Below are 26,785 nucleotides of genomic sequence, written 5' to 3' on the forward strand. Positions count from 1 at the left end.
CTCAAGACCGCAAGAGTCCGACGACTAGCGACTACCGAACGTCACTGATGACCCGTCATCATTGCTCACCAGAGCCTGGATCCTTTCTCTCTGTGCCGCCGTCAGGCCCCCGAGAGGAGGTCGCGGAGCAGGGTGACGGTGTCCGGGTCCAGGCTGCGGCCGGTGCGGCGACTCAGGGCGTCCAGGCGGTTGACCGCCTTGAGCAGTTGGTCGCGGGCGCCGGCCGAGGCGTAGGCGTAGAACAGGTCGCGGTGCAGCAGTTCTACGTCCGGGGCCACCGCCAGGCCGCGGAAGATGGCGGCCTCGGCGCTGCGGTGGTCGCCGTACTGGAGGCGGCGGGCCGCCAGTTCGTGGGCGGTGTCGACCACGGCGGCCAGCATGTCCTGGCGGATCGCCTCCGCCCAGCCGTAGCCGGTCGTGTCGGTCTCGGCGAACGGCGCGCCCCGGACCAGGGCGAGCGCGTGGGCCAGGGCCGCGTCCGCGGTGGTGGAGGTGGACCGCATGCCGCGCCGGTACAGGCTGCGGAACTCGTCCCAGTCGCAGGTCACGGTCGGGGCGAAGGTGTAGCTGTCCAGCACGTCCTGGCGCAGGAAGGCCCGGCCGTCCGGGTCGGCGCCCATCCAGGCGGCCAGGTCGGCGAGCGAGGCCGGGGCGGTGGGCTCGGCGCGGGCGTGGTCCCCCGGGTCCAGGGCCCGGGCTGCGGCGGCCGGGTCGGCGCCGGGGTGCAGGGCCAGGTAGGCGGCGAGCTCGGTGAGCTTGGGCAGCGCGGCCGGGTCCAGCGGGCCGGGTGCGCCGAGCACGTCCACCGGGCCGAGCAGGCGCACCCGGGGGGTGGTGCGGATCGCGTGCGCCTCGGGGGAACGCAGGATGGCGAGCAGGTCGTCCGCGTCGGTCCGGGCCGGCCCGGCCGGCGGGGCCACCGGGACGGGGTCGGGCCGCGCGGGCAGCTGTGCCTCGGGCGCCGTGGGGGCCGCGGCCGCCTCGTGGGTGGGCGCGGGCTCGGGAGCGGGGGCGTAGTCCTCGGGCGGCCGCCGGCCGGGACCGGCCAGCTGCCCGAAGTCGCCGTCCGCCGCAGCCGGGGGGAACGGCACGAAGCCGTTGCCGCCCGCGGCGGGGAGGAGGTCAGGGCCTGCTGACTGCGGCTCAGCGGGGACAGGGTAGTCCGTCGCTGAGCGTGGGTCAGGGGTCGGGAGGGCGTCCGTCAGCGGGTCGGGGCGGTACTCGGGCTGCGGGCCGGCGAACGGGCCCGGGGCCTGGTAGTCCACCGGCGGGAAGGGGGCGCCCGCCGGGGCCGGGGCCGGGTCGAGGGCGGCGACGGGCTCGCGCGGCACCGGGCTGCCCGAGTTCGCCTGGCGGCCCAGGCCGTTGATCACGTGCAGGCCCGGGGGCAGCGCCGCCGCACCCGGGTTGACGGTGGCGAACGGGCTGGTCCCGGTGCTGATCAGGCGGGCGATCAGCTTCGGTCCGGCCTCCGGCGGCCCGTCCGGCAGCGAGGCGCCGACGAACGGGGCGTTAGCGGCGCCGACCCCGGCCAGCACCGGGACCGGCAGGTCGGCCGGCTCCAGCTCGTCGCCGTCGTAGGTCCAGGACGGGGCCGGCTCCTGGGTCGGTGAGGCGGCGGTGGTCAGCAGCTCGCGCCAGTGGCCGTACTGCTCGTCGGTCAGCCGCTGGAGCTGGAGCGCGATGTTGAGCCCGGGCAGCGTGGCCGGGCCGGTCGCGGGCAGCGTCCAGCGGGCCACCGGGCCCGCCCCGCGCTCGGGGGCGCGGGCGATGACGGCCAGGCAGGTGCGCGGCCGCCCGTCCAGCAGCCGGCCCAGCTCGGCCGGCACCTCGCCGATCGGCGGCTGGGCGGAGAGCACGATCTCGGGCACCCAGGCCTCGTCGGCCTGGCCGCGGCTGCGCGCCTCGCGCGGGTGGCCGGCGCCGATCCCCACCAGGGTGGCCCGGGCCCGGGCGGTGCGCGGGCCGAGCGCGGCCAGCGCGGCCTCCAGGGTGGGGTAGCGGCAGACCCGGTCGGCGACGGTGTCGGAGACCGGCAGGTCATCCGGGAACCCGATCAGGTGCAGGTTGAGCTTGTCCGCCAGCGGGCTGTGCGCCAGTTCCAGGGCGATGGTGCGCAGCACCGCACGCGCGTCGTCGGGGTGGCCGGCCAGGTGCAGCAGGCGGACCGTCTCCAGGTCGGCCAGCACCGCGGCACCGTCGGCGGCGGTGCCGAGGGTGACCAGCGACGGGTAGGGCGCGGGCACCTTGGCGGCCTGCTCGGCGGAGAGCAGGTCGGCGGAGTCGGCGGAGCACCACCAGACGGTGGAGGCGTGCGCGGCGCGGAACGGGGCGATCGGCGGGGTGCCGGTGGCCAGGTGCAGCTCGATGGTGCCGCCGCCGGTGACCCGGACCGCCGCGAGCGGGGGCAGCCGGCGACCGGTGCGGGCCACGTTGCGCGCCAGGGTGCGCAGCGCGCGGTTCAGCAGGTCGAGGCCGGTGGAGTTCTGCCGCGCCTTCAGCTCGGCCTCGAAGGAGGCGGCGGCGGGCTTGGGCATCGGGATCCGGTGCCGCGGCTTGCGGGCCCGCTGCTGCGCGCCGCGCCGCTGGGCCACCGCGCCGACCAGGACCGCGGCGAGCAGCACGCCGACCGCGGAGGCGGCCAACGCGCCGGTGTAGTCCTCCTGTGCGGGGGCGGCGTGCGCGGGCTTGGCGTGGGCCGGGGTCTGGCGGGCCGGGGCCGGCGTCTGCTGTGCCGGGGCGGGCGCCGACTGGGCGGGCGCCGCCGAGGGGACGGCCCGCACCGACGGCGCGGGCGGGGCGGGCGAGGGCGCCACCGGCCGGGGCAGCGCTGCCCGCGGGTGCGGCGCCGGGTCGGGGGTGTAGGTCTCGCTCGGTCCGTCCGGCACCGGCGCCGACTGCGGCGTCGCGGCGGGCGCGGGAGCCGGGGCGGGCGCGGCGGCGGCCGGCGTGCCCGGGATGTTCAGCACCATCCCGGGTTCCAGCATGTTCGGATCGGTCAGCCGCGCGCCGTCGGGCGCCTGGACGCCCTTGTTGGCGTCGAACAGCTGCGGCCAGGCCTGCGCGTCCCCCAGCTCGCGCTGCGCGATGGCGGACAGGCTGTCCCCCTCGCGCACCGTGACACTGGCGTGCCGGGCCCCGCCGCCCTGCGCGGCCGGCGGCGCGGGCGCGGCAGCGGCCGGGGCGGCGCCGGTGGCCGGGTCCGGCTTGGCGTCGGCGGGCATCAGCAGCTGCCAACCAGGCTGGATCGGGCGGTCCGCGTCGAAGGTGTCCCCCGAACTGTCCATCACCCGACCGGCGTTGAGCTTGGCGATCTCCTGCCACCGGTCGCCCGAGCCGAGTTGGTGCTCGGCGATGGACCAGAGGCTGTCGGCGGGCCGGGTGTCCTTGACCGTGTAGCTCGGCCGGCCCACCGGGTCGGCGGCCGGCAGTGCCGCGGTGGGCGCGCTGACGGGCGCCGCGGCCAGCGCCTGGTACCGAGGAGCGGCCGCGAGCTGGGCGGGCGCGCTGGCCGCGGTCAGCTGGCCGGGCCCGGCGGTGGCCGCGAACGCCCCGCCGGCCACCGGCAGGACGGCAATCACCGCACCGACCAGGCCGGCCGCCATCCGCTGGCTCCAGCCGAAGGCGGGGATCCGCCGCACCACCCGTCCGCGCAGCTGCGCGGGGACCTCCAGCAGCACCGCGAACGCGAAGCAGGCCCAGGCCACCCAGCCGATCGCCACCAGCGCCCAGAGGAACAGCCGTCCGTCGTCCGGCGTGGTCAGCAGCTCGCGCAGACTGCGGTGCCCCTCGCCGCCCATCGCGGCCACCACCTGGGTACCGTGCCACAGCAGCAGCGGCACCCCGCCGAGCAGCAGCGCGAGCAGCGCCAGCGCCAGCACCGCGCCGGGCAGCAGCCGCAGCGGGCTGCGCCGCCGGCCCAGCGGCGCCGGAACGGGCCGACGGGACCCGGCGGGCGCCTGCCCGTCACGTGAACTCCCCGCGCGGGCGCGGGCCTTGGTTCGTGGCGCGGCCATCAGGGGCCTCCCGGCTTGGTGGGGTCGGTGGCCAGCTTGGCGGTACCGTACCCCTGGACGGACAGGGTCGAGATGTTGAACAGCGAGAGCAGCGCGGTCCGGTAGTCCATGCTGATCGCGATGCTGATGCTGGTGCTGGTGGCGGCAGGCTCGTTCAGGCTGCGGCAGTCGATCTTGAGGTTGACGTTCTGCAGGCGCTGGTCACTGGTGAGGTAGGCCTTGGCGGCGGCACAGCCGGCCTGCTGGTCGATCCGGTAACCGGTGCCGCTCAGCAGGCTGTTCTGGTCGATCTCCTGCCCGCCGGCCCGGGCCGCCTCCTGGGCCAGCGAGTCGGCGAGCTCGATGGTCCGCAACTGCCCGCCCGCGTCCACCACGATGCCGGCGAAGGCGAGCATCATGCTCGCGCTGATCGCCACGAAGATCGAGATGGTGCCGCGCTCGCGGCCACCCCGATGGAACCTCACTTTCCCCTCCCCAGGGACCAGTTGGCGCTAACCGTGATACCGGTCGACGACCGAGCGGAACCCGCCCGTCAGCGTCCACGTTCCGGGTACCCGCACCGGCGACAGGTCACTCACCGGAACGTCACAATTGACGTTCACCACGACGACACCGACCTGCTGGGCAGGAGCCGGCAAGGTCAGCGGGTTGACCCTGACGTCCACCCGCGGCCCACCCACGCAGGTGACCCCGTTGCTCCGCAGCCACTCCTTGGCGGCGTCCTGGGCGGTGCCGATGACGTCGCCGCGCGGGTTCAGCGAGCCCGCGCGGGCGCCGGCCCGCGCTGCCGCCTCGATCGAGGCGGCAGCCTGCTGCGACTCCCCGGCGATCATCACCAGGGTGAACAGCATCAGGATCACCGGTGCCACCAGCGCCGCCTCCAGCGCCAGGCTGCCCCGCTCGCCGGCCCTCACGGCACGAACCGCTCGATCGGCGCCCGCACCCGCTGAGTGACCGTCAGATCGAGCCCGGGCGGCAGGAAGACCGGCTGGATGTGCACGGTGACCGTGATCACCCCGTTGGCCGTGTCGCGCTGCGGCCGGTCGACCGAGGGTGTGCCGAGCATGCCGTGGAAGCGGTCCAGGAACCGCGTCGCCGCCGCCGTCGCGTCGGCGTCGGTACCGTTGTACGCACGTCCGGCGTTGGCCCCCTCGCGCGCGGCGGTGAGGGCCGCACTCTCGGAGTACCAGAGCATCGCGGTCTGCACCACGAGCAGCACGAAGAACAGGATCGCCGGGAAGACGATCGCGAAACTGATGCTGAGGACCCCGCGGTCAGTCCCGCGCCCGTCCCCCCGGCGACCACGCATCAGCTGACGCTGATCGTGGGCACAGCGGTCGGGATGTTGTTCCTGGCGGTCTGGCCGAGCTTCATCACGGCCACCACGATGACGCTGGCAACTGCCACCACGACGACCACGATCAGCGCCATCTCGATGCTCAGCGCGCCGCGGTCGCCCTCGGCGTGGGCCGCCTTCGCCTTCGCCACGCGGATGCGCAGCAGCGCCGCACCGAGCTGGAGCGGCAGCAGCAGTGGGACCAGGAACAGCACGGCCAGGTTGCGGAGGTACTTCATGGGACGTTCTCCTCGGATGATGCGGGGGATGCGGGGGACGGCGGTCCGGTGGGCCGGACGGAGACTCAGAACACATGGAGCATCTGGTACAGCGCGGGGTAGACGATCAGAACGGTCATCAGCAGGGTGAGCGCTGCGCCGGGCGCCACCATCCGTTCGCTGTTGGTGCCGGCCTCGGCCAGGTCCGCGGCCAGCAGTTCGTCGCGCAGCGCCTTCGAGCGGGCCCGCAGGGTGTCGTACACGGCGGCACCGTCGGTGCCGGAGATCCGCATGATGTCCGCCACGTCCTGCAGCGGGCTCAGCCCCAACTCCTCTGCCAGCGCTCCCAACCCCTCCCAGGGCGGGACCCGGTCGGTGGCGGCGCGCTCCAGTGCCTCCTGGATCCGCCGGAACACCGTGCCGCGCCCGATCGCCGCGGCCCGCCGCATCGACTCGGCCGGGCCGTGGTCCGAGGCCCGCTCCAGCGCGACCAGTTCGAGGTAGGCCGCGATCGCGTGCAGGTACTCGATCCGGGCTTCCTTGGCCTCGCCCTGCACCAGCAGGTCCGGCAGCATCCAGCCCGCCGCCGCCAGCGCCAGGCCGACCGCCGCCGGCAGCGCGACCGGCGAGTCGAAGCCGACCAGGGCGGCCATCGCCGACAGGTAGCCGGGCAGCACCAGGCCGAGCAGCGCGAACATCAGCTTGTGCGCCATGAACCGGGCCGGCGTGCGGCCGATCAGCGCCAGCGAGCTGAGCGGCACCTTGGAGCCGGCGAAGGCCAGCGCCCGGTCGCCGAGCCGGTCGTACCAGTGCTCGGCCGCGGCCTGCTCGGCCAGCTGGTGCACCTCGGGCTGGCGGTGCAGCCGGTCCAGCGCCCGGCCCAGGTCCGGTGGCGCGGGCCGCAGTTCGGTGACCAGCAGGGCCAGCCCGCCGGCCGCCACCGCACCGGCCAGCACTGCCCACGGAGAGACGATCACCGGACCTCCTCGGCCAGTTCGGGCTCCGGCCCGGCCGGCACGTTGACCTTGCTGCGCCGGTCGGCCTCCAGCAGCCGGGGCAGGTGCTTGCCCGCGGCCATCGAGCGCATCCAGGCGATCACCGCGATGAAGAAGAGGGACAGCACCACCAGCACCCCCTGCCCGACCAGGGTGTGGTACGGGGCGGTGTAGCGGTCGTTGAACGAGCCGATCGAGACCACCCCCAGGATGATCATCACCAGCCAGCGGATCGTGGTGCGGTGCTTGGCCCGGTCCGCCTCGATCTGGCGGCGCTGGCGCACCTCGTCGCGGACCGAGTCGGCCATGTCGGCCAGCGCCCGGGCCAGGCCCGGACCGCTGTCCCCGGCCCGCAGCAGCAGCGCGGCGAGCACCTTGTCGGCGGTGGCGTCGGCCAGCTCGTCGGCGTACAGCCGCAGCGCGTCCTCCACCCGCCAGCGGGCCTGCAGCCGGGCCGCCAGCTCCTCCACCTCGCGCTGCAGCGCGACGGGCGCGGTGCGCCGGGAGGTGATCAGCGCCTGGTTCAGGCCGGTGCCCAGCAGCAGCACGTCGGACAGCCGCTGGGTCCAGTCGGCCAGCGCCTCCAGCCGGACGATCTGCCGGGTGTCGGAGCGGGTGGCGGCGAACAGCCAGGGCAGGCCGAAGACCAGCATCGGGATCAGGAACGCGGTCACCGGGATGCCGCTGAACAGCCAGGCCGGCGGGCCCAGCAGCAGGCTCAGCGCGACCTGGATCCGGCGCAGCCGCACCGTCCCCGGGTCGGGGGTCCCGGGCGCGCCGTACCAGAGCACGTGCAGCCGGCCGGCCAGCGGGCTCGGCGCGTGCGGCTGCTCGGCGGTGCCGCGCAGTCCGACCACCAGGGCCACCAGGCCGCCGGTGACCAGCAGCCCGCACAGGGCGAAGAGCAGCATCAGCGGACACCCCCGATCCGCAGCGAGAGCGGCGCCTGCCAACTGCCGTACGCCGACTGGAGCAGCCCGGCGTCGAAGCCGGCCCGGCGCAGGTCGTCCAGGCAGTTGGGCGGGGTGTGCGGCACGCCGCGCGGCTCGCCCAGGTCGGGGCGCGGGCCGAAGACGGTGTTCAGCGCCGGACGGCCGTTCTCGCCGAGCCCGGTGACCTCCAGCACGTGCGAGACGAACCGGTGCCGGCGCCCGCCGACCGCGGTCTCGTCCACCATGCTGACGTGCACGATCAGGTCGACCGCGTTGGCGGTCAGCCGGTAGGCCAGCGTGTCGGTCATGTGCGAGCCGTACTCCAGGCAGAGTTCGGCGATCCGGTCCACCACCATGTGCGGGCCGCGGGCGTGCAGGGTGCACATCGAGCCGCCCTCGCCGTTGGTCATGACGCGCAGCATCGGGACCACCTCGCCGGACCGGACCTCGCCGACGATGATCCGGGAGAGCGTCATCCGCAGCGCGGCCGGGATGAGTTCACCGATCGACAGCTCGCCGGCCGCCTTGCCGTCGATCCGCTCGCCGTTGCCCTCCCGGGCCTCCATCGGCACCACCTGGCGCAGGTGGCCCAGGGTGTGCAGCCAGAGCTCGAACTCCGACTCCAAGGTGCCGATCCGCTCGTCGGGCGGGATCTCGGCGGCCATCGCGCGCAGCATGCTGGTCTTGCCGACGCCCTGAGTGCCGGTGATCATCACGTTCTTCCGGGCCCGGATCGCCGCGGCCAGGAAGGCGGCCAGGGTGGAGTCCACGGTGCCGAGTTGGACCATGTCGGCGAGGGTGGCGGAGGCCACCCGGTGGCGGCGGATCGCCACGTACGGGCGCGGGGTGACCTCGGTCATCGCCTGCAGCCGCATCCCGCCCTCCAGCCGCAGCGCGAGGGTGGGGCTGGCGGTGTTCAGGCTGCGCTCGCCGCCGCCGTGCTGACGGGCCAGGTCCTGGAGCAGCTCGATCAGTTCGGCGTCCGAGTCGGCCACCGGCGGGACCTGCTTCAGCGGCTGGTGCACCCGGGAGACCCAGACGTCGTCGCAGCCGTTGATCAGGATGTTCTCGATCTCCGGGTCGTCCAGGTAGGGCTGCAGCCGGCCGGCCCGGAACAGCAGGTCGTAGACGGCCTCGGCGAGGGCGCGGTCCTGCTCGCGGGTGGGCGCGGCGCCGTGGGTCTGGGCGTAGGCGTCCGACCAGCGGGCCACCACCTCCTCGATCAGCGCCCGGCCGCGCTGGCGGCGGGTGGCCCGGTCGATCTCCAAGCCCGGCGTGGCGTTGGTCATCTTGGTGAGCTGCTGGTGCAGTTCGGCCGCCACCTGGCGCTTGAGCTCGCGCGCCACCTGCGGGTCGATCGCCGGCGGGGCCGGGGTCGGCGGGGTGGGCAGCACCGGCAGCGAGGTCGGTGCCGTACCGGCCACCGCACCGCCGGCCGCAGCCGGCACCGGGGTGCGGGCGGCGGCGGGCGGGGCGACCCAGCTCGGCACCGCGCCGGCCGAGGCCGGCGGCGGCGTCGCGGCCCAGGGCTGACCGCCGCCGGGCGGCGGGGCGAACTGGGTGGGCTGCTGGGTGAACTGACCGGGCGGCGGGCTGAACTGGCCAGTCGGCTGGGCGAACTGGGCGGGCTGGGGGGCCGACTGGGGAGTCGGCTGGGCGAACTGACCGGCCGGCTCGTTGAACTGACCGGTCACCCGGTCGAACTGGGCGTTCGGTACCGGCCCGGCGAACTGGCCGGCCGGCGCGGCCGAGGGGCGCACCGGACCCGGCACCAGGTAGTCGGGCTCCGGCTCCTCGGGCAACTCCGCCGGCCGGTCCCGCATCGGACTACCGCGCACGGAGCACCTCTCCCTGGGTCTCGTTGTCGGGGGCGGGTGCCGGGAACGGCTCGGGGGCCGCCGGGTGCGGCGCTATCCCCGCCAGCGGCGGCTGGGCGGCCCCGGGCCGCACCTGCACCGGGCCGGTCTGCGGCACGAACACCTGGCCCACCGGCGAGGCGAATGCCTGGCCGCCGTCCGAAGCGGTGCCGGCGGAGGCAGCGGAGGCAGCGGAGTTGGCGGAGACCGCGGTCTCCGCGGCGGCCGGCTCGGCCGGCCGGGTAGGCCCGGTCGGCGACCGGTAACCCTGGTACTCCGGCTGCTTGACCGGCTGCTGCTGAACCTGCGACTGCTGGAACTCGGGCTGCTGGTACGCCGTCTGCTGGTACGTCGTGGCGCCCTGGTAGGCGGGCGCGGCGCCCTGGGCCGGCGGCTCGTACACCTGCCCGGACGGCGGCGCGTACGCCTGCTGGTGCCCCCAGGCCGCCCCGGCCGCCGGGTAGCCGCCCTGCTGCGGCGCGCCCCAGGCCTGCGGCTGGTCCAGCGGCGGCTGCGCCTCCCGCAGCCGCGACTCCTGGTAGCCGCCCGCCTGCTGCTGGGCCGCCGACTGCTCCGGCCGCGGCTCGGCCGGGCGGGCGGGACGCGGGTCGAGCACCTCGCGCCGCCGGGCCACCGCCTCCAGCACCTTGTCGGCGGTGGTGCGCGCGGTCCGCATCAACTCCGAGCGCAGGAAACGCCGGTCGGTGCTGTCCCCGCCGTCCGAGAGCACCCGGGCGGTGCGCGGCGCGAACGGCAGCACCCCGAACACCGGCAGGCCCAGCTGCCGGCTCACGTCCGGTGCCGGGTACGGGCCCTCGGCCACCACCAGGATGCCCAGACCGTCGGCGCCGGTCCCGGCGCTCTCCAAGTCCTCGCGCAGCGCGGCCAGTCGGGGCCGGGCCGAGCTCAGGCCGCGCAGCGTGCTGCGCACCGTGGCGACCACCACGTCGGCGCGCCGGGCCAGCACCGCCCCGGTCCCGGTGGCGCCGTTGCGCCCGAGGTCCAGCAGCACGTCGTAGCCGGCCGGTTCGAGCGCGTGCAGCGCCTCGACCAGCGGCTCCCAGGTGTACGCGAGGCCCACCGCCTGGGCCGGGTCGGTCAGCCCGGGCAGCAGCAGGCGCTCCCCCTGGCCCTTGGGCGAGACGTCGATCAGCTGGTCCCAGAGCGCCTCGGCGAGCATCCCGCGCCGGTCCGCCACGGCCAGGTTGCGCAGCCCGTACACGGCCTCCACCCGGCCCTCCAGCGCGCCGGCCAGCGCCGCCCCGCCGTCCGGGTCGCACTCGACCAGGATCAGCTTGCGCCCGTCCGCCAGCGGCCAGGCCAGCAGCAGCGCCAGGGCCGAGGTGGTGGCGCCCGGCGCGCCGGTGCCGCCGGTCACCGCGATCACCGCCATCAGGAGCTCCCGGACCCGCTCGGGCTGGGCGAACCGGCCGGTGCGGCAGCGGCCTTGGGCGCCAGCAGGATCTGGAACCGGCCGGCGGCCGCCCAGTTGGCGAGCCGGGTGGCGTCGGCCACCGGCACCGCCACGTCGATCACCTGGCTGTCCCCGCCCTTGCCGAGCTGGGCCACCACCGCGTTCATGGTGGCGCTGGAGCCGACCGCGCTCTGGTCGCCGATCAGCACGATCTCGATGTGCTGGCCCACCTGGAGTCCGGCAGCAGGCAGTTGGGCGGTGTGCACCGGCAGGCCGACCTCCTGCATGCCGGGCTGCACCACCACCGCACCGGTCACGTCGCTGGCCAGCAGCAGGGTGCCGCGGTGCAGGTCGGTGGTGGCCCGCAGGCCGACCGCCCGGTTCAGGTCGGCGGCACTGATCGGGGCCAGCGCCGGATCGCTGGAGATCCGGGCCACCACCAGGTCGTTGGCGGTGATCGGCTGCCCGTACGGCACGTCACGGGCCAGCGCCAGGACGGCGATCCGCTGCCCGGTGCTGTTGTAGAGGACCGCGCCGCCCAGGCCGCCGGCGGCGATCAGCGCGACCGCCATGGCCACCATGCCGGGCCGGCGCCGCCGGGCCCGCAGCGAGCGCGTGGGCGCGACCGGGCGCGCCTCCCCCCGCCCGGGCGCGACGGGCGTACCGAGGGTCGGCGACGGGACGGTGCGGTTCTCCATCGGACGTTCGGCCTTTCCTGACGTTTCCTGGCGGACTGACGGTCTTTCGGATTCTGCGCTGACGGTAGGTCAGTTGAGGACTTGGAGCTGGTTGACCTGGACCTGGACCGGCGCTCCGGAGACCCGGAAGGTGATCCCGTCCCACCCGGTGACCCCCGTGTTCACCGTCCACACCTCGGTGGCCACCACCCAGAACCCGCCGCCGGCCATCGCGGAGGCGGTGGGCTTCGGCGCGGTGCTCGGCGGGGCGCCGCCGGCGGGCGAGAGCTCGCCGAACCTGGCCACGCAGGCGTCGGCGGGCGGGTGGTTGCTGTCGGACTGCCCGGGCACGAACTGCGTGCCGGGGCCCTTGCCGCCGAGACAGGTGACCACCTTCTCCTTGCCGCCCTCCTGGTAGCCCAGGTCCCAGTCCACCTCGGTCAGGGTGGCGGTGGCGGTCACGCTGATGGTGTCCAGGTTGACGGTCTGGCTCTGCGGCCCGACGTTCATCGCCAACTCGGCGTCGTTCTTGCCGCGCTCGTACCAGAGCCAGGCGTCGGTGCCGACCAGGGTACGCCCGGTCTTCGGGTCGACGTGCTCGATCGGGCGGGCGAACTGGAGCTTCTTGATCGCCATCTGGGCCACCAGACCGGGCGTGGGAGCCGGGCCGCCGACGTAGGGCGGCTTGTCGATCACGTCGGTGAAAGCCGCCTGCGGGTTGTTGTTCGCGTCGTAGCAGGTGGCCATGTAGACCGAGCCGAGGGTCTTGCCCTGCCAGAGCGGGTCCCCGGGATTTGGCTGCGGGTCCAGTGCCTGGAGGTAGCACCCGGCGTACTTGCTGGTCGTGTCGGTGACGAAGTACCCGCGGTCCGGGTCCCAGCACGGGTAGTCGACCCCGTGCCAGGTGCAGGGCTTGGCCGGGCCGCCGCCGCCCCCCGAGCCGCCGCTGCCGCCGCCGGTGGTGCCCGGCGAGCCGCTGCTGCCCGGCTGGTCGATCTCGATGCAGATCGCCAGCACCACGCACTGGTTGATCCCCCCGGTCGGGCCCGCCGCCTGCGCCGGGATGGTCGCTGCCGCCACCATCCCGCCCGCCAGCACCAGTTGTCCCGCCCGGCTCAGCATTGTCCTCAACATGTCCGGCCCGCCTCACGGTTGAACTCGAACACTTTCCACAAACCGGCATTGATCCGCAGTACCGCCTTGGCCCGATATCGGGTCAGGTGCTGCGGTGCGTCCTTGACCGACCCGGTGGCCGGATCACTCTGGTGCCACCCGGTGACATCCACGCAGTCCTCGATCACCGCGCTCTGCGGCGAGGCATTGAGATCGACCGAAGTGACCTGGGGGGATATCGCCGGCTGGCCGGTCATCACCAACTTGGCGTCACGCAGCCCGGCCAGACTCTGCAGCACGTTGGCGAGCGCCAGACCGTTGGAGTACACCCGGACCTGGGCCCCGTTCGGGTCCTCCCCGGAATACGCCTTCACCTGCGCCGCCCACCAGTCCTGATAGGTACTCAACACCACCCGGCCGACGGCCTGCTCGGCCCCGGCGGTCGGCGCCGGAGCCCCCCCGGCCGTCGCGCCGCCCGTCCCATTACCCCCACCGGGCGCCGCGGAATCACCCGGCGCCGCGGAAATCCCCGAATTCACCGAATCCCCAGTGGCACCACCGGCACCACTGATCCCGGAAAGGTGCTGGGCGCCGCCCGCCTGCCCGCAGCCGGCCACCGGAAAAAGGATGAGTGGAACCACCGCACCGACCCAGAGCGCCCGCAGGCGTGACACAGCCCCGTACCGGCCCATAGCCCCACCTAGTCGCGATTGCCCGACAGCTGGCCGAAGTTGGCAGAAAAGTTCCGCCTCGAGTGAACGTGTTGGCCCTGACCTTAGTCGGAAGCCGGATCCGTTGGGGCGCTTTCGCGCCAAAGGACAGCCAACAGTTCTTCGGAAACCGACAATCCGGCCAACGCCCCCCGCACGGCGGCCCGATTGCGCAGCCGCAGCCGACCACCCGAGGGGGGGACCAGCAGGCGGGCCTCGGTTCCTGACGCCAGATCACCCCAGGCCAGTTCGGCCGCCACGGCCGGGTGCGTCTCGGCCGGCCCGACACTGGCCGGGGCGCCCGGCACCCCGCGCTCCAGCACCCGCCCGAGCGCCCAGCTGAACGAGCCCTCGGCCCCCGGCAGGATCGCCGAGCGCCCCCGCCGCCCGCCCGCCCACGGCCCGACCCGCCCCCACAGCGGCACCCGCGAGTGCGCCAGCAGCTCGGCCGCCCCGTGGTCCCCGCTCGCCAGCGCCTCCCACACCGGCGGCGCCGCCACCAGGTCCACCAGCAGCAGCGACTCCTCCTGCCCGCCGTGGACCATGGTCGACACCACCCAGTCCCAGGCCAGCCCGCGCCGGTAGGCGTTGTCCGGGGTGCTGTCGGCGGTGACCAGGGCCAGCCGGCGCCCGCGCGGATCCAGCACCAGCTGCCCGAGCAGCGCGACCACCAGCCAGCGCCCCTCGCGCCGGGCCGCGTCGCGCAGCACCGTGAGCATCGTGTTGGCGTCTGCCCGCGGCGGCACCACGCTCACCCGGCTGGCCCGGTTGCCCGCGTCGAAGGCCACCGGCGGCAGCGCCTGGGCCAGCACCTCGGCCCCCCGGCCGGCCAGCGCCGAGCCGCCGAAGCCGCGCTCCGGCCCGCCGTCCGCCCCGATCAGGACCAGCTCCACCCCGCCCGACGTCTCCACCATGCCCGCACCCCTCCTGAATGGATCCGCCGCCATCGTCGCACTGGATCCGGCGACTGGACCCCGTTCTTCCGCTACTGCGCAGCTCTTGTTCATCCGCTGCTCCGCGGTGCTTCCGGGACCATGGGCCCTACTGGCCGGCCCGCTCGGGGCGCACCATCGTCCCTATGGACCAGGTGGACCGTATCGAGGAGCTGGACGAGGCCGCGTGCCTGCGGCTGCTCAGCACCGTGCCCATCGGACGGGTGGTGTACACCGAGCACGCGCTGCTGCGGGTGGTGCCGGTGGCGTTCCAGGTGGAGCCGGGCGGCCGGCTGGTGCTGGCGCTGCTGCCCGGCTCACCGGTGCTGCGGGTGCTGGACGGGATGGTCTGCGCCTTCCAGGCCGACCGGCTGGACGAGCACAGCCGGACCGGCTGGTCGGTGGTGGTGCACGGCACCGCCGCGGTGGTCCGCGACCCGGCCGCCCACGCCGAGCTGCTGCGCAGCGGCCCGCGCAGCTGGGTGACCGAGCGCGAGCCGGTCTTCGTCCGGCTCACCAGCGAGCTGTTCACCGGCCGCCGGCTGCACCCGCCGGCGGTGCGCGACCCGCTACCCCACGGTCAGGTGACCGGCGAGTAGGGCTACGCTCCGAGCCAACCAGCCCTGCCCCTCGAAGGAGCGCAGCATGACGGAGTTCGCCAGCCTCGACGAACTGGCCGCAGCGGTCGGCACCGAGCTCGGCACCAGCCAGTGGCACACCGTGACCCAGCAGCAGGTGGACCTGTTCGCCGAGGCCACCGGCGACCACCAGTGGATCCACGTGGACCCGGAGCGGGCGAAGTCGGGCCCGTTCGGCGGCCCGATCGCGCACGGCTACCTGACCCTGTCGCTGATCCCGCTGCTGGCCAAGGAGTGCTACAGCGTCGGCGGCGTCCGGATGGCGGTCAACTACGGCTCGGACAAGGTCCGGTTCCCGGCGCCGGTGCCGGTGGGCACGGCGGTGCGGGCCACCGCGGAGCTGCTCTCGGTCGAGGAGGTGCCGGGCGGGCGGCAGGCCGTGGTCCGGTTCTCCGTGGTGAGCGAGGCGAGCCCGAAGCCGCACTGCGTGGCCGAGACGATCACCCGGTTCTACCTCTGAGCACCGGCTGACGCGCGGTCGGCCCGGGGCACCGCGCTGCGGGAACGGACCTGACACGGCAGCACACCAAGATCCGACCTGACGCGGCACCACGAACCGGGACCGGACCTGACGCGTCAGTACACCGAGGTCGGACCTGACGCGGCACCGCGAACCCGGGCCTGATCGGCGGATCCACCGCGCCGGGGCCGGTTCGGGCCGGTAGTCTCCCGATCAGGTGTTGATCGTATTCGAGCGGGCCCCGGCGGCGCCGGGTGCCCGCTCGGTGTGGTGCCGCTGCCGTCCCCGCTCCTAGGAGGTGCCGTGTCCGGCTCCGTCCCCAGCGCGTCCCCCGTCTCCCGGCTGCGCGAGCTGGCGGCCGCCGGCTGGCGGCGGGTCCGCACCGAGGCGTTCGGCGCCGAGCCGACCGGTGCCCGGCTGGACCGGATCCGGCGCAGCCCCCAGTTCGCCGACGGCGCCTTCCGCAACCCCGTGCCGACCCGTCGCCTGGTCTACGAGCGGTCCCCCTTCGAGGTCACCCGGGCCCAGCTGTCCGGGCCGCGCGAGCGCCGGCTGCCGGCCCGCCCGATCCCGGTGCACCCGCTGAGCTCGGCCGAACTGGCCGCCGCGCCCGCCTCCGGACTGCGGGTCAGCTGGCTGGGGCACGCCACCGTGCTGGCCGAGCTGGACGGGCGCCGGGTGCTCTTCGACCCGGTGTGGAGCCCGCGCTGCTCGCCGTTCCCCGGGATCGGCCCCAGGCGGCTGCACCCGATGCCGATCCGGCTGGCCGACCTGGGCCCGGTGGACGTGGTGGTGATCTCGCACGACCACTACGACCACCTGGACATGACCTCGATCCGGGCGCTGATCGGCAGCGGTGCCCAGTTCTGCGTCCCGCTCGGGGTCGGCGCCCACCTGGAGCACTGGGGCGTGCCGGCCGCGCGGATCACCGAGCTGGACTGGTGGGAGTCGGCCGAGGTGGCCGGGCTCACCCTGACCGCCACCCCCGCCCGGCACTACTGCAGCCGCGGGCCGCGCACCAGCACCCACTTCCTGTGGGCCTCCTGGGCGGTGGCCGGGGCCGGGCACCGGGTCTTCCACAGCGGGGACACCGGGTACTTCGCCGGCTTCGAGCGGATCGGCGCCGAGCTCGGGCCGTTCGACCTGACCATGGTCCAGGTGGGCGCCTACTCGCCGTTCTGGCCCGAGGTGCACATGACCCCCGAGGAGGGGGTGCGGGCCCACCTGGACCTGCGCGGCGGGCTGCTGCTGCCGATCCACTGGGCCACCTTCAACCTCGCGCCGCACCCGTGGGAGGAGCCGGTCGAGCGGACCCTGGCGGCGGCCCGGGAGCGGGGCGCCGAGGTGGTGGTCCCCCGGCTCGGGGTGCCGTTCGAGCCCGCGGCGGCGCCTGCCGCGGACTACTGGTGGCGCGCGGTGACGGCGCTGCCGGTGGGTACGCCGGCCGGGCAGCCGGTGGGTGCGGAGCCGGTCGGTGTGGAGCCGGTGGCGCCGGTGGGCGCGGTGCCGGCCGCGGTGGTGCCGGACGTGGATGTGGACGTGGACCGGGAGGACGGGGTGCCGGCCTGAGCCGCTGTCAGGTCGACGCAGGTTACTGAGCGACCGCTCAGTAACCTGCGTCACTGTAGTCCGGACCACTCTCTGTCACTATGGCGCCGTGACCGACGCCCCCGCCGCCGACTTCCTCGACCTGCTGCACATCGAGGAACTCGACGAGAACCTGTACCGCGGCCAGTGCCATGCCGGCGCCCCGCTGCGCGCCTTCGGCGGCCAGGTGGCCGCCCAGGCACTGATCGCCGGCGGGCGCACGCTGGAGCCGGGCCGGCACGTGCACTCGCTGCACAGCTACTTCGTGCGGGCCGGCGACCCGACCCGGCCGATCGTGTACCAGGTCGAGCCGATCCGGGACGGCCGCTCCTACGCCACCCGCCGGGTGGTCGCCGTGCAGCGCGGCGAGGCGATCTTCACCCTCTCCGCCTCCTTCAAGCGGGCCGAGGAGTCCGCCGGCGACCGCCAGCGCACCATGCCCGAGGTGCCGGGCCCCGAGGAACTGCCGGACCCGTTCCCGGCCTGGGCCGCCGCCGACCCGGAGGACTTCCGCAAGGCGGCCGCGTTCCGCTCGCTGGACATCCGGTTCATCCCGCCGGACGCGCCCGGACTGCCGCCGCAGAGCCCCGGCGTGCCGCAGCAGTTCGTCTGGCTGCGCACCGGGACGCCGCTGCCGGACGACGACCCGCTGCTCCAGGTCTGCGCACTGACCTACCTGTCGGACCTGACACTGGCCTCCACCACCGCGCTCCACCTCCAGCCGCACCGGTTCCAGCGCAACGAGCCCGCCAAGATCCAACTGGCCTCGCTGGACCACGCGATGTGGTTCCACCGCCCGTTCCGCGCCGACCAGTGGCTGCTCTTCGCCCAGCGCAGCCCCTCGGTCTCCGACGGCCGCGGGCTGGCCCTGGGCGAGTTCTACGACCAGCAGGGCACCCTGGTCGCCTCGGCCGTCCAGGAGACCCTGCTGCGCGAACGCCGCCCGGCCGCGCCCCGGCAGGCCTGACGGGGTCGATTGACGGGGTCGGCTGACGGGGCGTCGGGCAGGGTGCCTGACGGCGCCTCACCCAGGCGGGTGAGGGTGCGTTACACTCCGTTCACCTGGCGTGACGGCAGGTCAGTTCGTGTGCCATGCTGACAGGCGCTCTGTCTCCTCGGCTCGAAAGCGGCCCGCCCCATGTCCGTCCAGACGGTCGCGCCCGGCCTCGGCCACCCCGGCATCAACAACGCCGGCACGGCGACCACGCCGGCCGGCACCCGGTGCGACTGCCGCCCTGCCGTGCTGCTGCCGATCTTCTTCTACGGACCGGCCATGCTGCGCCGCCGATGCTGACCGGGCACCGGCCGCCGCCCGGCCGGCCCGCCCCAGGGGTGCGCTAGCAGCTCGCTAGGGGGTCTCAGCTGCGGCGCAAGGGGCGCACTCGACGCTGTACGCGCCTTCTCGCGCCGCATGATCCAAACTGCCGCGTCTCCCCTGGCCGGCGTTCACCCGTGTGTAGTCATCGTTTAACAACCGACTGGAATGCTCACCATCATGGACGAATCGCTCTGCCCGACCCGCCCGCCGGGTCCCGACCTGCCGCCGGACGCCCCCAGGTTCCCGCTGCCCAAGCGGCACCGCCGGATGCTCGCCTGTGCCGCCGTGGCCGCCTCCGTCGCGCTCGGCGCCTTCGGGGTCGCCGCCACCGTGGAGACCGTGCAGCAGCGGACCGTCGTGGTCAGCGCCTCGCACTGAGGCACTCCTGTCGCACCGTCAGCTGTCTCGCCGTCAGCTGACGGTCGACGGCCCAGGGGTGGACGGCCGCAGGGGTCAACGGCCCAGGGTCGACCGAGGCCGTCTCAGCGCCGCGAGTGCCGCCCCGTGCCGGGAGCCGGGGCCAGGTCCAGTTCCGCGGCGTACCGCGCGGCCGGCGCGAGCAGCGCCCACCCCGTGCGGTCGGCGGTCCCGGACGGGCACGGGCCCGGGGCGATCAGCCGCATCCGGTGCAGCAGCGCCAGCACCTGGCGGCGGAACGCGGCCCGGTCCGCCAACTGGGCCCGGTCCGCCCCGTGCTCGTCGGCGATGTCCCCGAGCAGCCCGTCTATCAGGGCCTCCGCGATCGGCACCGCCACCGGCGTCGGCTCGTCCGGCAGCGGGCGCAGCTGGTCCACCAGGCGCTCCACCAGCAGCAGCGCGGTGTGCGCGAGCGGGTCGGGGCCGGGCAGCCGCAGGTCGGTCAGCTCGTCGGCCGGGTCCAGCAGCGCGAAGCCCTCCCGCCGGATCTCGGTGGCGAGCCCGAGGAATTCCGCGAACCCGGCCGCCTCGCGCTGCCGCGACTCCAGCAGCCACTCCCGCTCCAGCGCGGTCAGCTCGCCGAGCAGCAGCAGCGGCGACTCGGCCAGCCGCCGCCGCACCGCGACCGGGATGGTGGTGCGCGGGGCGGGTGGATCCTGCGGTCCGACCGGCCGGCAGCGCGCGGCCAGCGCGGCCGCCAGCTCCACGTCCACCCGGCGCCCGCTCCCGGTGCCCAGCTCCTGCTCGCCGGTGGGCCCCTGCTCGGCCACCGGCCCGAGCACCTGCCAATCGGTCAACTGCTCGACGGCGGCCCGCCAGGCCGCCTCCGTCACTGTCTCCGGCAGCCCGGCGGGTAGCGGCCGCGCCTCGGCCCACCACGGCGGCCCCACCAGCACCTCGGCCAGCGCACCGGCCAGCGCCGCGTACCGGTCCGGGGTGAAGCCGGGCAGCCCGCGCCCCTCCCCCTCCCCCGGAGCCAGCGGCGACTTCACCAGGCGGGCGAACCGCTCGCCGACCAGCAGCGGGTAGCCGAGCAGCTCGGCGAAGCGCTCCGTCAACCAGCGGGCATGACGCTGGATCAGCCCGAGCGCCTGCGCGCCCGGCCCGCCCGCGGTGACCAGCGGCCGGGCCAGCAGCAGCCGGGCGGCGGCCCGCCGCTCGGCGGCCTGACGCTCGGCCGCCTGCCGCTCCTGGTCGGTGGGCAGCGGCCGGCCCGCGGGCAGCGCCCCGGCCTCGCCCTTGCGGTGCCGGCCGCCCCCGCGCCGGGCGGAGGGCAGCACCACGGCGCCGGCCCGGCGCCGCTCGCGCCGCGCCCGGGGCGCGCTCCGGTGCACCGTCGGCCCGTGCCACCAGCTGACCGTGGCCAGGTCGGCGTCCGCCGGGCGGGGTGCGGCGCCGAAGTGCCGGGCGCTGTACAGGCCGAAGGCCTCGGTGAACAGCTCGTGCGCCTGCTCGGGCGCGAGTTCGGCGAAGCGGACGGCCAGTCGGCGCAGCTCTGCGGCGTCCGCCGCCAGGTCGCGCGGGGCCTCCGGGGGCGGCTGCGGGACGGCCCGGCGCAGCGTCAGGGTGGCGGTGGCCAGCCCGGTCTCGCGCAGCGCTCCGCCCCCGTTCACGCGCCCCTCCGCCGTGCTGCCGACTACGCCCGTCCGGGGTTCACCCGCCCCGGTCCGGGACCCGGCCTGCGAGTCCCGACGGGACAGCCTAAGGCACCACCAGGGGTGGGCGGCGCAGCCTCGGGCACGGCGCCTGGAGTGCTGGACATACGCGCGGGTAACAACCTCTTCCGGCCACCCCGGACCGTCCCCTATCGTGCCGGGCATGCCGAACCTGCCCGACGTGGTGCTGTGGTCGATACCGGCCTTCGTGCTGCTCACCGTTGTGGAGGCGGTCTCCTACCGGTTCCACCCGGACGCGGACGAGGTCGGCTACCGGTCCGGTGACACCGCGACCAGCCTGACCATGGGGCTCGGCTCGCTCTTCTTCGACGCGGGGTGGCGGGTGCCGATCGCGCTGGCGTACTCCGCGCTCTACGCGGTGGCACCCTGGCACCTGCCGGTCAACGCCTGGACGCTGGGGCCGATGCTGCTCGCCCAGGACTTCTGCTACTACTGGCAGCACCGCTGCCACCACGTGGTCCGGGTGCTCTGGGCAAGCCACGTGGTGCACCACTCCAGCCGGAACTACAACCTGTCCACGGCGCTGCGCCAGCCCTGGACCGGGGCCACCAGCTGGGTGTTCTACCTGCCGATGGTGCTGGCCGGGGTGCACCCGGCGGCGCTGGCCTTCTGTTCCGGCGTCAGCCTCGTCTACCAGTTCTTCCTGCACACCGAGCGGGTCGACCGCCTGCCCCGCCCCGTCGAGCTGGTCTTCAATACCCCGTCGCACCACCGGGTGCACCACGCCTCCCAGGGCGGCTACCTGGACCGCAACTTCGGCGGGATCCTGATCGTCTGGGACCGGCTGTTCGGCTCGTTCACGCCGGAGACGGTCCGGCCGGTCTACGGGCTGACGAAGAACCTGGAGTCCTACAATCCGCTTCGGGTGGCTACCCACGAGTACGCGTCGATCGCGCGTGACGTGGCGGCCGCCCGCTCCTGGGCCGACAAGGTCCGCCACCTCGCCAAGGGACCGGGCTGGCAACCCGCCGCGGCACCGGCCGCAGCCGCAGTCGCCGCCACGCCCGCGGTCCCGTCGATCAGCCCGGAGGGCACCACCGCATGCTGACCAGCCTCACCTCCACCGTCGGTACCCGGCTCGCCGGGCGGGCCAAGGGCCTGCTCACCGCGTTCGCCGCCACCTCCGCGGCGCACCTGGGCTCGCTGCTGACCGACACCCGGGTGGTGGAGCAGGCCACCAAGCCCGCCCTGATGCCCCTGCTGGCCGCGCACGCGCTCGGCGGCTCGGGCCCGGTGCCGAAGCTGCTGGCCCGGGCCCTGCTCGCGTCCACCGCGGGCGACGTGCTGCTCCAGGTCCCCGCCGAGCCGGCCTTCCTGGCGGGGATGGGCGCGTTCGCCGCGGCGCACGTCAGCTACATCGCGATGTTCGCCCAGCAGGGCGCGCTGACGGACCGTCGGCGCACCGTGCTGGTCGGCTGCGCGTACGCGGCCACCTGGGTGGTGATGCTCGGTCTGCTCTGGCCGGGTCTGGGCGCGTTGCAGGTCCCGGTGGCCGGGTACAGCCTGCTGCTGGCGGGCACGGCGGTGACGGCGGCCGGCCTGGGCCTGCGGGCCGGACTGGGCGGCGGGCTGTTCCTGCTCTCCGACACCCTGATCGCCACCCGCCTGGCCGGCTGGCGGCAGCTGCCGGGCCACGAGTTCTGGATCATGTCCACGTACATCGCGGCCCAGTACCTGCTGGCCACCGCGGCCCTGCGGGCCGAGGCGGCGCCGGCCGACTGAGCGGTCAGAGGTTCAGGTCCACCACGACGGGCGCGTGGTCCGAAGTCCCCTTGCCCTTGCGCGCCTCGCGGTCCACGTACGCGTCGCTGACCGCGGCGGTGAACGGGGCGTTGCCGTACACCAGGTCGATCCGCATGCCCCGGTTCTTCGGGAAGGCGAGCTGGCGGTAGTCCCAGTAGGTGTAGGGGCGGTCGTACTTGAGCGGGCGGGGCAGCACGTCGGCCAGGCCCGCCGCGCGCAGGTCGGCCAGGGCCTGCCGCTCCGGCTCGGTCACGTGGGTCTGGCCCTCGAAAGCGGCCACGTCGAAGACGTCCTCGTCGGTCGGGGCCACGTTGAAGTCGCCGAGCACCGCGAACGGGCGCTCGCCGGCCGCGTCCGCCGCGATGCCCTGACGGAGCGTCTCCAGCCAGTCCAGCTTGTACCGGTAGTGCGGGTGGTCCACCTCGCGCCCGTTGGGCACGTAGACCGACCAGACGCGGACCGGCCCGCAGGTGGCCGCGATGGCGCGCGGCTCCTGCTCGGGCAGCAGCGCGCCGTCGGCCAGGTAGCCCGGCTGGTCGGGCAGGCCGCGCAGCACGTCCGCGAGGCCGACCCGGGACAGGATCGCCACGCCGTTCCACCGCCCGGTGCCGTGCGCCTCGGTCTCGTAGCCGAGCGCCCGCACCTCCTCGTACGGGAAGGCGTCGGCGGCGCACTTGAGCTCCTGCAGGCACACCACGTCGGGCTTGGCGCTCTCCAGCCACTCCAGCAGCTTGGGCAGCCGCGCGGTGACGGAGTTGATGTTCCAGGTGGCGATGCGCAGGGTCACGAGCTCGGCCTTCTGCAGTCGGGCGGACGAGGGCGGGCGCTCCTGCGGGAACACCCGCCCTCGAATCTACCGCCGGCCGCCGACAGCCGGCCGCGTTCGCCGGCCCGGGTTCACGGGCTCGGGTTCACGGGGTCGGGTTCGCGAGGCCGAGGTCGCCGGGGACTGGTTCACGGCGCCGGGTGCACCACCGCCGCCGACCCGCCGCCGCGCCGCACCGGCTCGGCGGCCGCGATCCAGCGCCCGTCCGGCAGGCGCTCCACCCCGGTGGCCGCGCCGATCTCCGGATTGAGCGTGAACACCTGCCCCAGCGCCTCCAGCGCGGCCCGCTGCGGCGAGGCCAGGAAGGCCGGCTCGGCCTCGGTCGCCTTCAGGTTGCGCTGGCTGATCCGCGGCGCCGCGATCGCCTGCTCCAGGGTCAGCCCGCGGTCCATCCGGCCGAGCAGCACCTGGAGCACCGTGGTGATGATGGTCGCCCCGCCCGGCGACCCGGCCGCGAAGGCGAAGTCGCCGTCCTTGAGCACCACGGTCGGCGAGATCGAGGAGCGCGGCCGCTTGCCCGGGCCGGGCAGGTTGGGGTCCGGCACCCCGGGGGTCAGCGGGGCGAAGGAGAAGTCGGTCAGCTCGTTGTTGAGCAGGAAGCCGCGGCCGGGCACGGTGATGGCGCTGCCGCCGGTCTGCTCGATGGTCAGCGTGTACGAGACCACGTTGCCCCAGCGGTCGGCGACCGTCAGGTGGGTGGTGTTGGTGCCCTCGTACGGCTCGCTGACGGCCGGGCCCGCGCCGGCGCAGGTGCCCGGGTGGTACGGGTCGCCCGGGGCCAGCGGGCTGGTCTGCGCGTGCTCGGGGTCGATCAGGCAGGCCCGGCCGGCCGCGTAGTCCTCGGAGAGCAGCTGACGGCTCGGCACCTGCTGGGCGGCCGGGTCGCCGACCCAGCGGTTGCGGTCGGCGAAGGCGATCCGGGTGGCCTCGACGAACCGGTGGTAGTACTGGGTGTCGTCCACCCGGGACAGGTCACCGGTCTCCTGCAGCAGGTTGAGCGCCTCGCCCACCGCGGTGCCGCCGGAGGAGGAGGGCGCGATCCCGTACACATCGTAGGCGCCGTACTCGACGTGGGTCGGCGCCTGCTCGTGCACCCGGTAGGCCGCCAGGTCCGCGGCGTCCAGCTTGCCGGTGCGGACCACCCGGGTGCTGGCCGGGTCCACCGGCGGGTGCTGGACGGTGCGCACGATGTCCGCGCCCAGGTCGCCCTGGTAGAGCGCCTTGGTGCCCTCGCGCCCGAGTTCGCGGTAGGTGCCGGCCAGGTCCGGGTTGCGCAGCAGCGAGCCGACGGCGGGCAGCGTGCCGCCGGGCAGGAAGAGCTGACGGGTCGCCGGGAAGTCCTTGAACCGGTCCTGGTTGAGCGCGGTCTGGTTCTGGAAGGTCTGGTCGACCACGAAGCCCTGGTCGGCGATCCGTTCGGCGGGCTCGAGCACCTCGCCGAGCGGGCGGGTGCCCCAGCTGTTCAGTGCCTGCTGCCAGGTCGCGGCGGTGCCCGGCACGCCGACCGAGCGGCCGCTGGTCACGGCGTCCGCGAAGGCGAGCGGCCGGCCGTCCTCCAGGAAGAGCGAGCTGTCGGCGCTCAGCGGAGCGGTCTCGCGGCCGTCCAGGGTGTGCACCCGGCCGGTCGCGGCGTCGTAGTAGACGAAGTATCCGCCGCCCCCGATCCCGGCGGAGTACGGCTCGGTGACCCCCAGCGCGGCGGCCGTGGCCACGGCGGCGTCCACCGCGTTGCCGCCGTGCTTGAGCACCTCCAGGCCGGCAGCGGTGGCGTCGGCGTCCACCGAGGCCACGGCGCCGCCGTAGCCGACGGCCTCAGGCACCTTGGGCGGGGGCGCCGCGGCCTGGGCCGGCGCCACGGTGCCGAGGGCGGCGGCGGCCAGGGTCAGCGCGAGAGGTAAGGAGAGGCGGGCCGGAATGCGCATGGGAGAAGTCCTCCTGGGTCGGCGTCAGATCCCTTCCCTACCCAGCGGAAGGGCGGGTCGCACTGCCTGCCGGCGCTTCCCGGGGTTGCTCGGCGCTGCTCGGTGCTTCCAATGAGGTGAACCGGGGCGCGGGCTGCCAGCGGTGCGGCCCGCCCGCGACCAGACTGGTCCAACGGGTACGGCGGACGGAAGGCACGGCACGCATGCGGCGGATGCGGAACGAGCAGCTGGAGCACGACCGCCAACAGCGCGTCAGCCGCCTGCGCGCCCAGCGCGCCCAGGCTCGTGCGGCCGCCGAGCAGCACCGGGCGGCCGGGCGCCGGGCCGAGGCCGGCGCCCGCTGGCTGGACGGGCGGCTGCCGTTCCTCGACGCGGGCAAGGGGCTGCTGCGCAAGATCTTCCCCGACCACTGGTCCTTCCTGCTCGGCGAGCTCGCCCTCTACAGCTTCGCGCTGCTGATGCTCACCGGGGTGTACCTGACCTTCTTCTTCAAGCCCGCCATGCGCGAGGTGGTGTACTCCGGCAGCTACGCCCCGCTGCGCGGCCTGCGGGTGACCGAGGCGTACGCGAGCACGCTGACGATCAGCTTCGACGTGCGCGGCGGCCTGCTGATCCGTCAGCTGCACCACTGGGCGGCCCTGGTCTTTCTCGCCGCGATCGGGGCGCACATGATGCGGGTCTTCTTCACCGGGGCCTTCCGCCGCCCGCGCGAGATGAACTGGCTGATCGGGCTGACGCTCTTCCAGCTCGCGCTCGTCGAGGGCTTCGCCGGCTACTCGCTCCCCGACGACCTGCTCTCCGGCACCGGACTGCGCACGGCCCAGGGCTTCATGCTCGCGGTCCCGCTGGTCGGCAGCTACCTCTCCTTCTTCGCCTTCGGCAGCGAGTGGCCGGGCCAGGACATCATCCCGAGGCTCTACACCACCCACGTGCTGCTGCTTCCCGGGCTGATGCTGGGCCTGGTGACGGCGCACCTGATCCTGGTCTTCTACCTCAAGCACACCCAGTGGGGCGGGCCGGGACGCAGCGGGCGCAACGTGGTCGGCCAGCCGATGTTCCCGCAGTTCCTCGCCAAGACGGGCGGGCTGGCCTTCATGGTCTTCGGCCTGCTGGCCCTGCTCGCCGCCGTGGCCCAGGTCAACCCGATTTGGAACTACGGCCCCTACCGCGCCGACCAGGCCTCCACCGACGCCCAACCGGACTGGTACATGGGCTTCCTGGAGGGCGCGCTGCGACTGATGCCGGGGACCGAGACCCAGGCACTGGGGCACACGATCTCCTGGAACCCGCTGATCCCCGCGGTGCTCTTCCCCCTGGTCCTCTTCATGGCCCTCTACGCCTACCCCTTCGTCGAGCAGTGGATCACCGGCGACCGCTCCGAGCACCACCTCTGCGACCGCCCCCGCAACCGCCCCACCCGCACCGCGATCGGCGTCGCGGGCCTGACGGCCTATGCCGTCCTGCTGCTCGCCGGGGCCCAGGACATCGTGGCGTACAAGTTCGACACCTCGGTCAACACCCTCAACTGGACCCTGCGGATCGCCCTCTTCGTCGCCCCCTTCCTCGCCTTCCACCTCACCCGCTACCTCTGCCTCGCCCTCCAGTCCCGCGACCGCACCCGCCTCACCACGGGCACCCCCACTGGCTTCGTCCACCAGTCCGTCGAGGGCGCCTTCCGCCAGTCCCACGACCCCCTGACCCCCAGCCAGAAGTACACCCTGACCCTGGACCCCCCACCGGCCCCCCTCGCCCCGGCCGACCCCTCCCGCCGCGAACGCGTCCGGGCGGCCCTGAGCGACTGGTACTACCGCGACCGGGTGCACTGAGCGGCGGCCACGGCTGCCACTCCCCCAGATCGGTTCCGCCCCATCCCGCCTACCTACTCCGGAAGAACCAACGTGTAGTTCGGCGGACCACCGAACTCGGGCTTCTCCCGCTCACCGGGTGGGATGAGGACCGCCCCCTCGGGCACCGGGCACCGCGAGATCGAGATTCCCAG

25 protein-coding genes are annotated in these 26,785 nt (G+C 74.6%); 9 read left to right on the plus strand and 16 right to left on the minus strand.

Features of this window, described 5'->3' with window-relative positions; translation table 11 throughout:
- Positions 1-101: 101 nt before the first annotated feature.
- The 13 genes from C7C46_RS21365 to C7C46_RS21420 form a co-directional block, all read right to left on the minus strand.
- Positions 102-4,016, minus strand: a complete 3,915-nt coding sequence (locus tag C7C46_RS21365) for a LysM peptidoglycan-binding domain-containing protein (protein ID WP_110671495.1) — start codon at positions 4,014-4,016, stop codon at positions 102-104.
- Positions 4,016-4,480: a TadE/TadG family type IV pilus assembly protein gene (locus C7C46_RS21370; protein ID WP_110671496.1), complete on the minus strand. Its 465-nt coding sequence runs from the start codon at positions 4,478-4,480 to the stop codon at positions 4,016-4,018. The genes C7C46_RS21365 and C7C46_RS21370 overlap by 1 nt, the downstream gene beginning before the upstream one ends.
- A gap of 27 nt (positions 4,481-4,507) precedes the next feature.
- Complete coding sequence (locus C7C46_RS35175) at positions 4,508-4,867, minus strand: hypothetical protein (protein ID WP_181442448.1); 360 nt, start codon at positions 4,865-4,867, stop codon at positions 4,508-4,510.
- Positions 4,868-4,926: 59 nt separating this feature from the next.
- Complete coding sequence (locus C7C46_RS35180) at positions 4,927-5,325, minus strand: TadE family protein (RefSeq protein WP_181442449.1); 399 nt, start codon at positions 5,323-5,325, stop codon at positions 4,927-4,929.
- Positions 5,325-5,591, minus strand: a complete 267-nt coding sequence (locus C7C46_RS35185; RefSeq protein ID WP_181442450.1) for a hypothetical protein — start codon at positions 5,589-5,591, stop codon at positions 5,325-5,327. Before C7C46_RS35185 ends, C7C46_RS35180 begins: the two co-directional genes overlap by 1 nt.
- A 65-nt stretch (positions 5,592-5,656) precedes the next feature.
- Positions 5,657-6,547 carry a type II secretion system F family protein gene (locus C7C46_RS21385; protein ID WP_146259163.1) on the minus strand — a complete coding sequence of 297 codons (891 nt, stop codon included), beginning with the start codon at positions 6,545-6,547 and terminating at the stop codon, positions 5,657-5,659.
- Positions 6,544-7,476, minus strand: coding sequence for a type II secretion system F family protein (locus C7C46_RS21390; protein WP_110671500.1), 933 nt, complete (start codon positions 7,474-7,476; stop codon positions 6,544-6,546). Before C7C46_RS21390 ends, C7C46_RS21385 begins: the two co-directional genes overlap by 4 nt.
- Entirely contained in the window at positions 7,476-9,335 is a 1,860-nt protein-coding gene (locus C7C46_RS21395; RefSeq protein WP_245984659.1) for a TadA family conjugal transfer-associated ATPase, read from the minus strand. The genes C7C46_RS21390 and C7C46_RS21395 overlap by 1 nt, the downstream gene beginning before the upstream one ends.
- Positions 9,325-10,746 carry a CpaE/TadZ family protein gene (locus C7C46_RS35190; RefSeq protein WP_181442451.1) on the minus strand — a complete coding sequence of 474 codons (1,422 nt, stop codon included), beginning with the start codon at positions 10,744-10,746 and terminating at the stop codon, positions 9,325-9,327. The genes C7C46_RS21395 and C7C46_RS35190 overlap by 11 nt, the downstream gene beginning before the upstream one ends.
- The gene (locus C7C46_RS21405) at positions 10,746-11,465 is read right to left on the minus strand and encodes an SAF domain-containing protein (RefSeq protein WP_110671501.1); all 720 of its coding nucleotides are present in this window, start codon (positions 11,463-11,465) and stop codon (positions 10,746-10,748) included. Before C7C46_RS21405 ends, C7C46_RS35190 begins: the two co-directional genes overlap by 1 nt.
- 69 nt (positions 11,466-11,534) lie before the next feature.
- On the minus strand, positions 11,535-12,578 hold the full coding sequence (locus C7C46_RS21410; RefSeq protein WP_146259164.1) for a hypothetical protein: 1,044 nt from the start codon (positions 12,576-12,578) through the stop codon (positions 11,535-11,537).
- Positions 12,572-13,231: a hypothetical protein gene (locus C7C46_RS21415; RefSeq protein WP_146259165.1), complete on the minus strand. Its 660-nt coding sequence runs from the start codon at positions 13,229-13,231 to the stop codon at positions 12,572-12,574. Before C7C46_RS21415 ends, C7C46_RS21410 begins: the two co-directional genes overlap by 7 nt.
- A 101-nt stretch (positions 13,232-13,332) precedes the next feature.
- Complete coding sequence (locus C7C46_RS21420) at positions 13,333-14,181, minus strand: hypothetical protein (RefSeq protein WP_110671504.1); 849 nt, start codon at positions 14,179-14,181, stop codon at positions 13,333-13,335.
- 164 nt (positions 14,182-14,345) lie between these two features.
- Here C7C46_RS21420 and C7C46_RS21425 point away from each other — a divergent pair, with 164 nt between their 5' ends.
- The 6 genes from C7C46_RS21425 to C7C46_RS21445 all read left to right on the plus strand — a co-directional run bounded on the left by C7C46_RS21425 (position 14,346) and on the right by C7C46_RS21445 (position 18,580).
- Positions 14,346-14,798, plus strand: a complete 453-nt coding sequence (locus C7C46_RS21425; protein WP_110671505.1) for a pyridoxamine 5'-phosphate oxidase family protein — start codon at positions 14,346-14,348, stop codon at positions 14,796-14,798.
- Between the two features lie 46 nt (positions 14,799-14,844).
- The gene (locus C7C46_RS21430; protein WP_110671506.1) at positions 14,845-15,297 is read left to right on the plus strand and encodes a MaoC family dehydratase; all 453 of its coding nucleotides are present in this window, start codon (positions 14,845-14,847) and stop codon (positions 15,295-15,297) included.
- Positions 15,298-15,600: 303 nt separating this feature from the next.
- Positions 15,601-16,866 carry an MBL fold metallo-hydrolase gene (locus tag C7C46_RS21435; protein WP_110671507.1) on the plus strand — a complete coding sequence of 422 codons (1,266 nt, stop codon included), beginning with the start codon at positions 15,601-15,603 and terminating at the stop codon, positions 16,864-16,866.
- Between the two features lie 88 nt (positions 16,867-16,954).
- On the plus strand, positions 16,955-17,851 hold the full coding sequence (locus C7C46_RS21440) for an acyl-CoA thioesterase (protein WP_245984661.1): 897 nt from the start codon (positions 16,955-16,957) through the stop codon (positions 17,849-17,851).
- 171 nt (positions 17,852-18,022) lie between these two features.
- Positions 18,023-18,178 (plus strand): hypothetical protein, encoded by a 156-nt coding sequence (locus C7C46_RS35195; protein WP_181442453.1) that lies wholly within the window; start codon positions 18,023-18,025, stop codon positions 18,176-18,178.
- A gap of 201 nt (positions 18,179-18,379) precedes the next feature.
- On the plus strand, positions 18,380-18,580 hold the full coding sequence (locus C7C46_RS21445) for a hypothetical protein (protein WP_146259166.1): 201 nt from the start codon (positions 18,380-18,382) through the stop codon (positions 18,578-18,580).
- A 104-nt stretch (positions 18,581-18,684) separates the two neighbouring features.
- Here the strand turns inward: C7C46_RS21445 and C7C46_RS21450 are convergent, their stop codons facing one another.
- Positions 18,685-20,232 (minus strand): DUF2398 family protein, encoded by a 1,548-nt coding sequence (locus C7C46_RS21450; RefSeq protein WP_181442454.1) that lies wholly within the window; start codon positions 20,230-20,232, stop codon positions 18,685-18,687.
- 205 nt (positions 20,233-20,437) lie between these two features.
- Between C7C46_RS21450 and C7C46_RS21455 the strand changes: the two genes are divergently transcribed.
- On the plus strand, positions 20,438-21,343 hold the full coding sequence (locus tag C7C46_RS21455) for a sterol desaturase family protein (RefSeq protein WP_110671589.1): 906 nt from the start codon (positions 20,438-20,440) through the stop codon (positions 21,341-21,343).
- Positions 21,337-22,017 (plus strand): lysoplasmalogenase, encoded by a 681-nt coding sequence (locus C7C46_RS21460; RefSeq protein WP_110671511.1) that lies wholly within the window; start codon positions 21,337-21,339, stop codon positions 22,015-22,017. Before C7C46_RS21455 ends, C7C46_RS21460 begins: the two co-directional genes overlap by 7 nt.
- Before the next feature lie 4 nt (positions 22,018-22,021).
- Here the strand turns inward: C7C46_RS21460 and C7C46_RS21465 are convergent, their stop codons facing one another.
- Both C7C46_RS21465 and ggt read right to left on the minus strand, forming a co-directional pair.
- On the minus strand, positions 22,022-22,819 hold the full coding sequence (locus C7C46_RS21465; RefSeq protein WP_110671590.1) for an exodeoxyribonuclease III: 798 nt from the start codon (positions 22,817-22,819) through the stop codon (positions 22,022-22,024).
- A gap of 173 nt (positions 22,820-22,992) precedes the next feature.
- Positions 22,993-24,786, minus strand: coding sequence for a gamma-glutamyltransferase (gene ggt, locus C7C46_RS21470; protein ID WP_110671512.1), 1,794 nt, complete (start codon positions 24,784-24,786; stop codon positions 22,993-22,995).
- Between the two features lie 212 nt (positions 24,787-24,998).
- Here ggt and qcrB point away from each other — a divergent pair, with 212 nt between their 5' ends.
- Positions 24,999-26,612: a cytochrome bc1 complex cytochrome b subunit gene (gene qcrB / locus C7C46_RS21475; protein WP_110671591.1), complete on the plus strand. Its 1,614-nt coding sequence runs from the start codon at positions 24,999-25,001 to the stop codon at positions 26,610-26,612.
- Positions 26,613-26,785 lie beyond the last annotated feature (173 nt).

The sequence above is a fragment of the Streptomyces tateyamensis genome (genome assembly GCF_003205575.1).
GTDB lineage: Bacteria > Actinomycetota > Actinomycetes > Streptomycetales > Streptomycetaceae > Kitasatospora > Kitasatospora tateyamensis.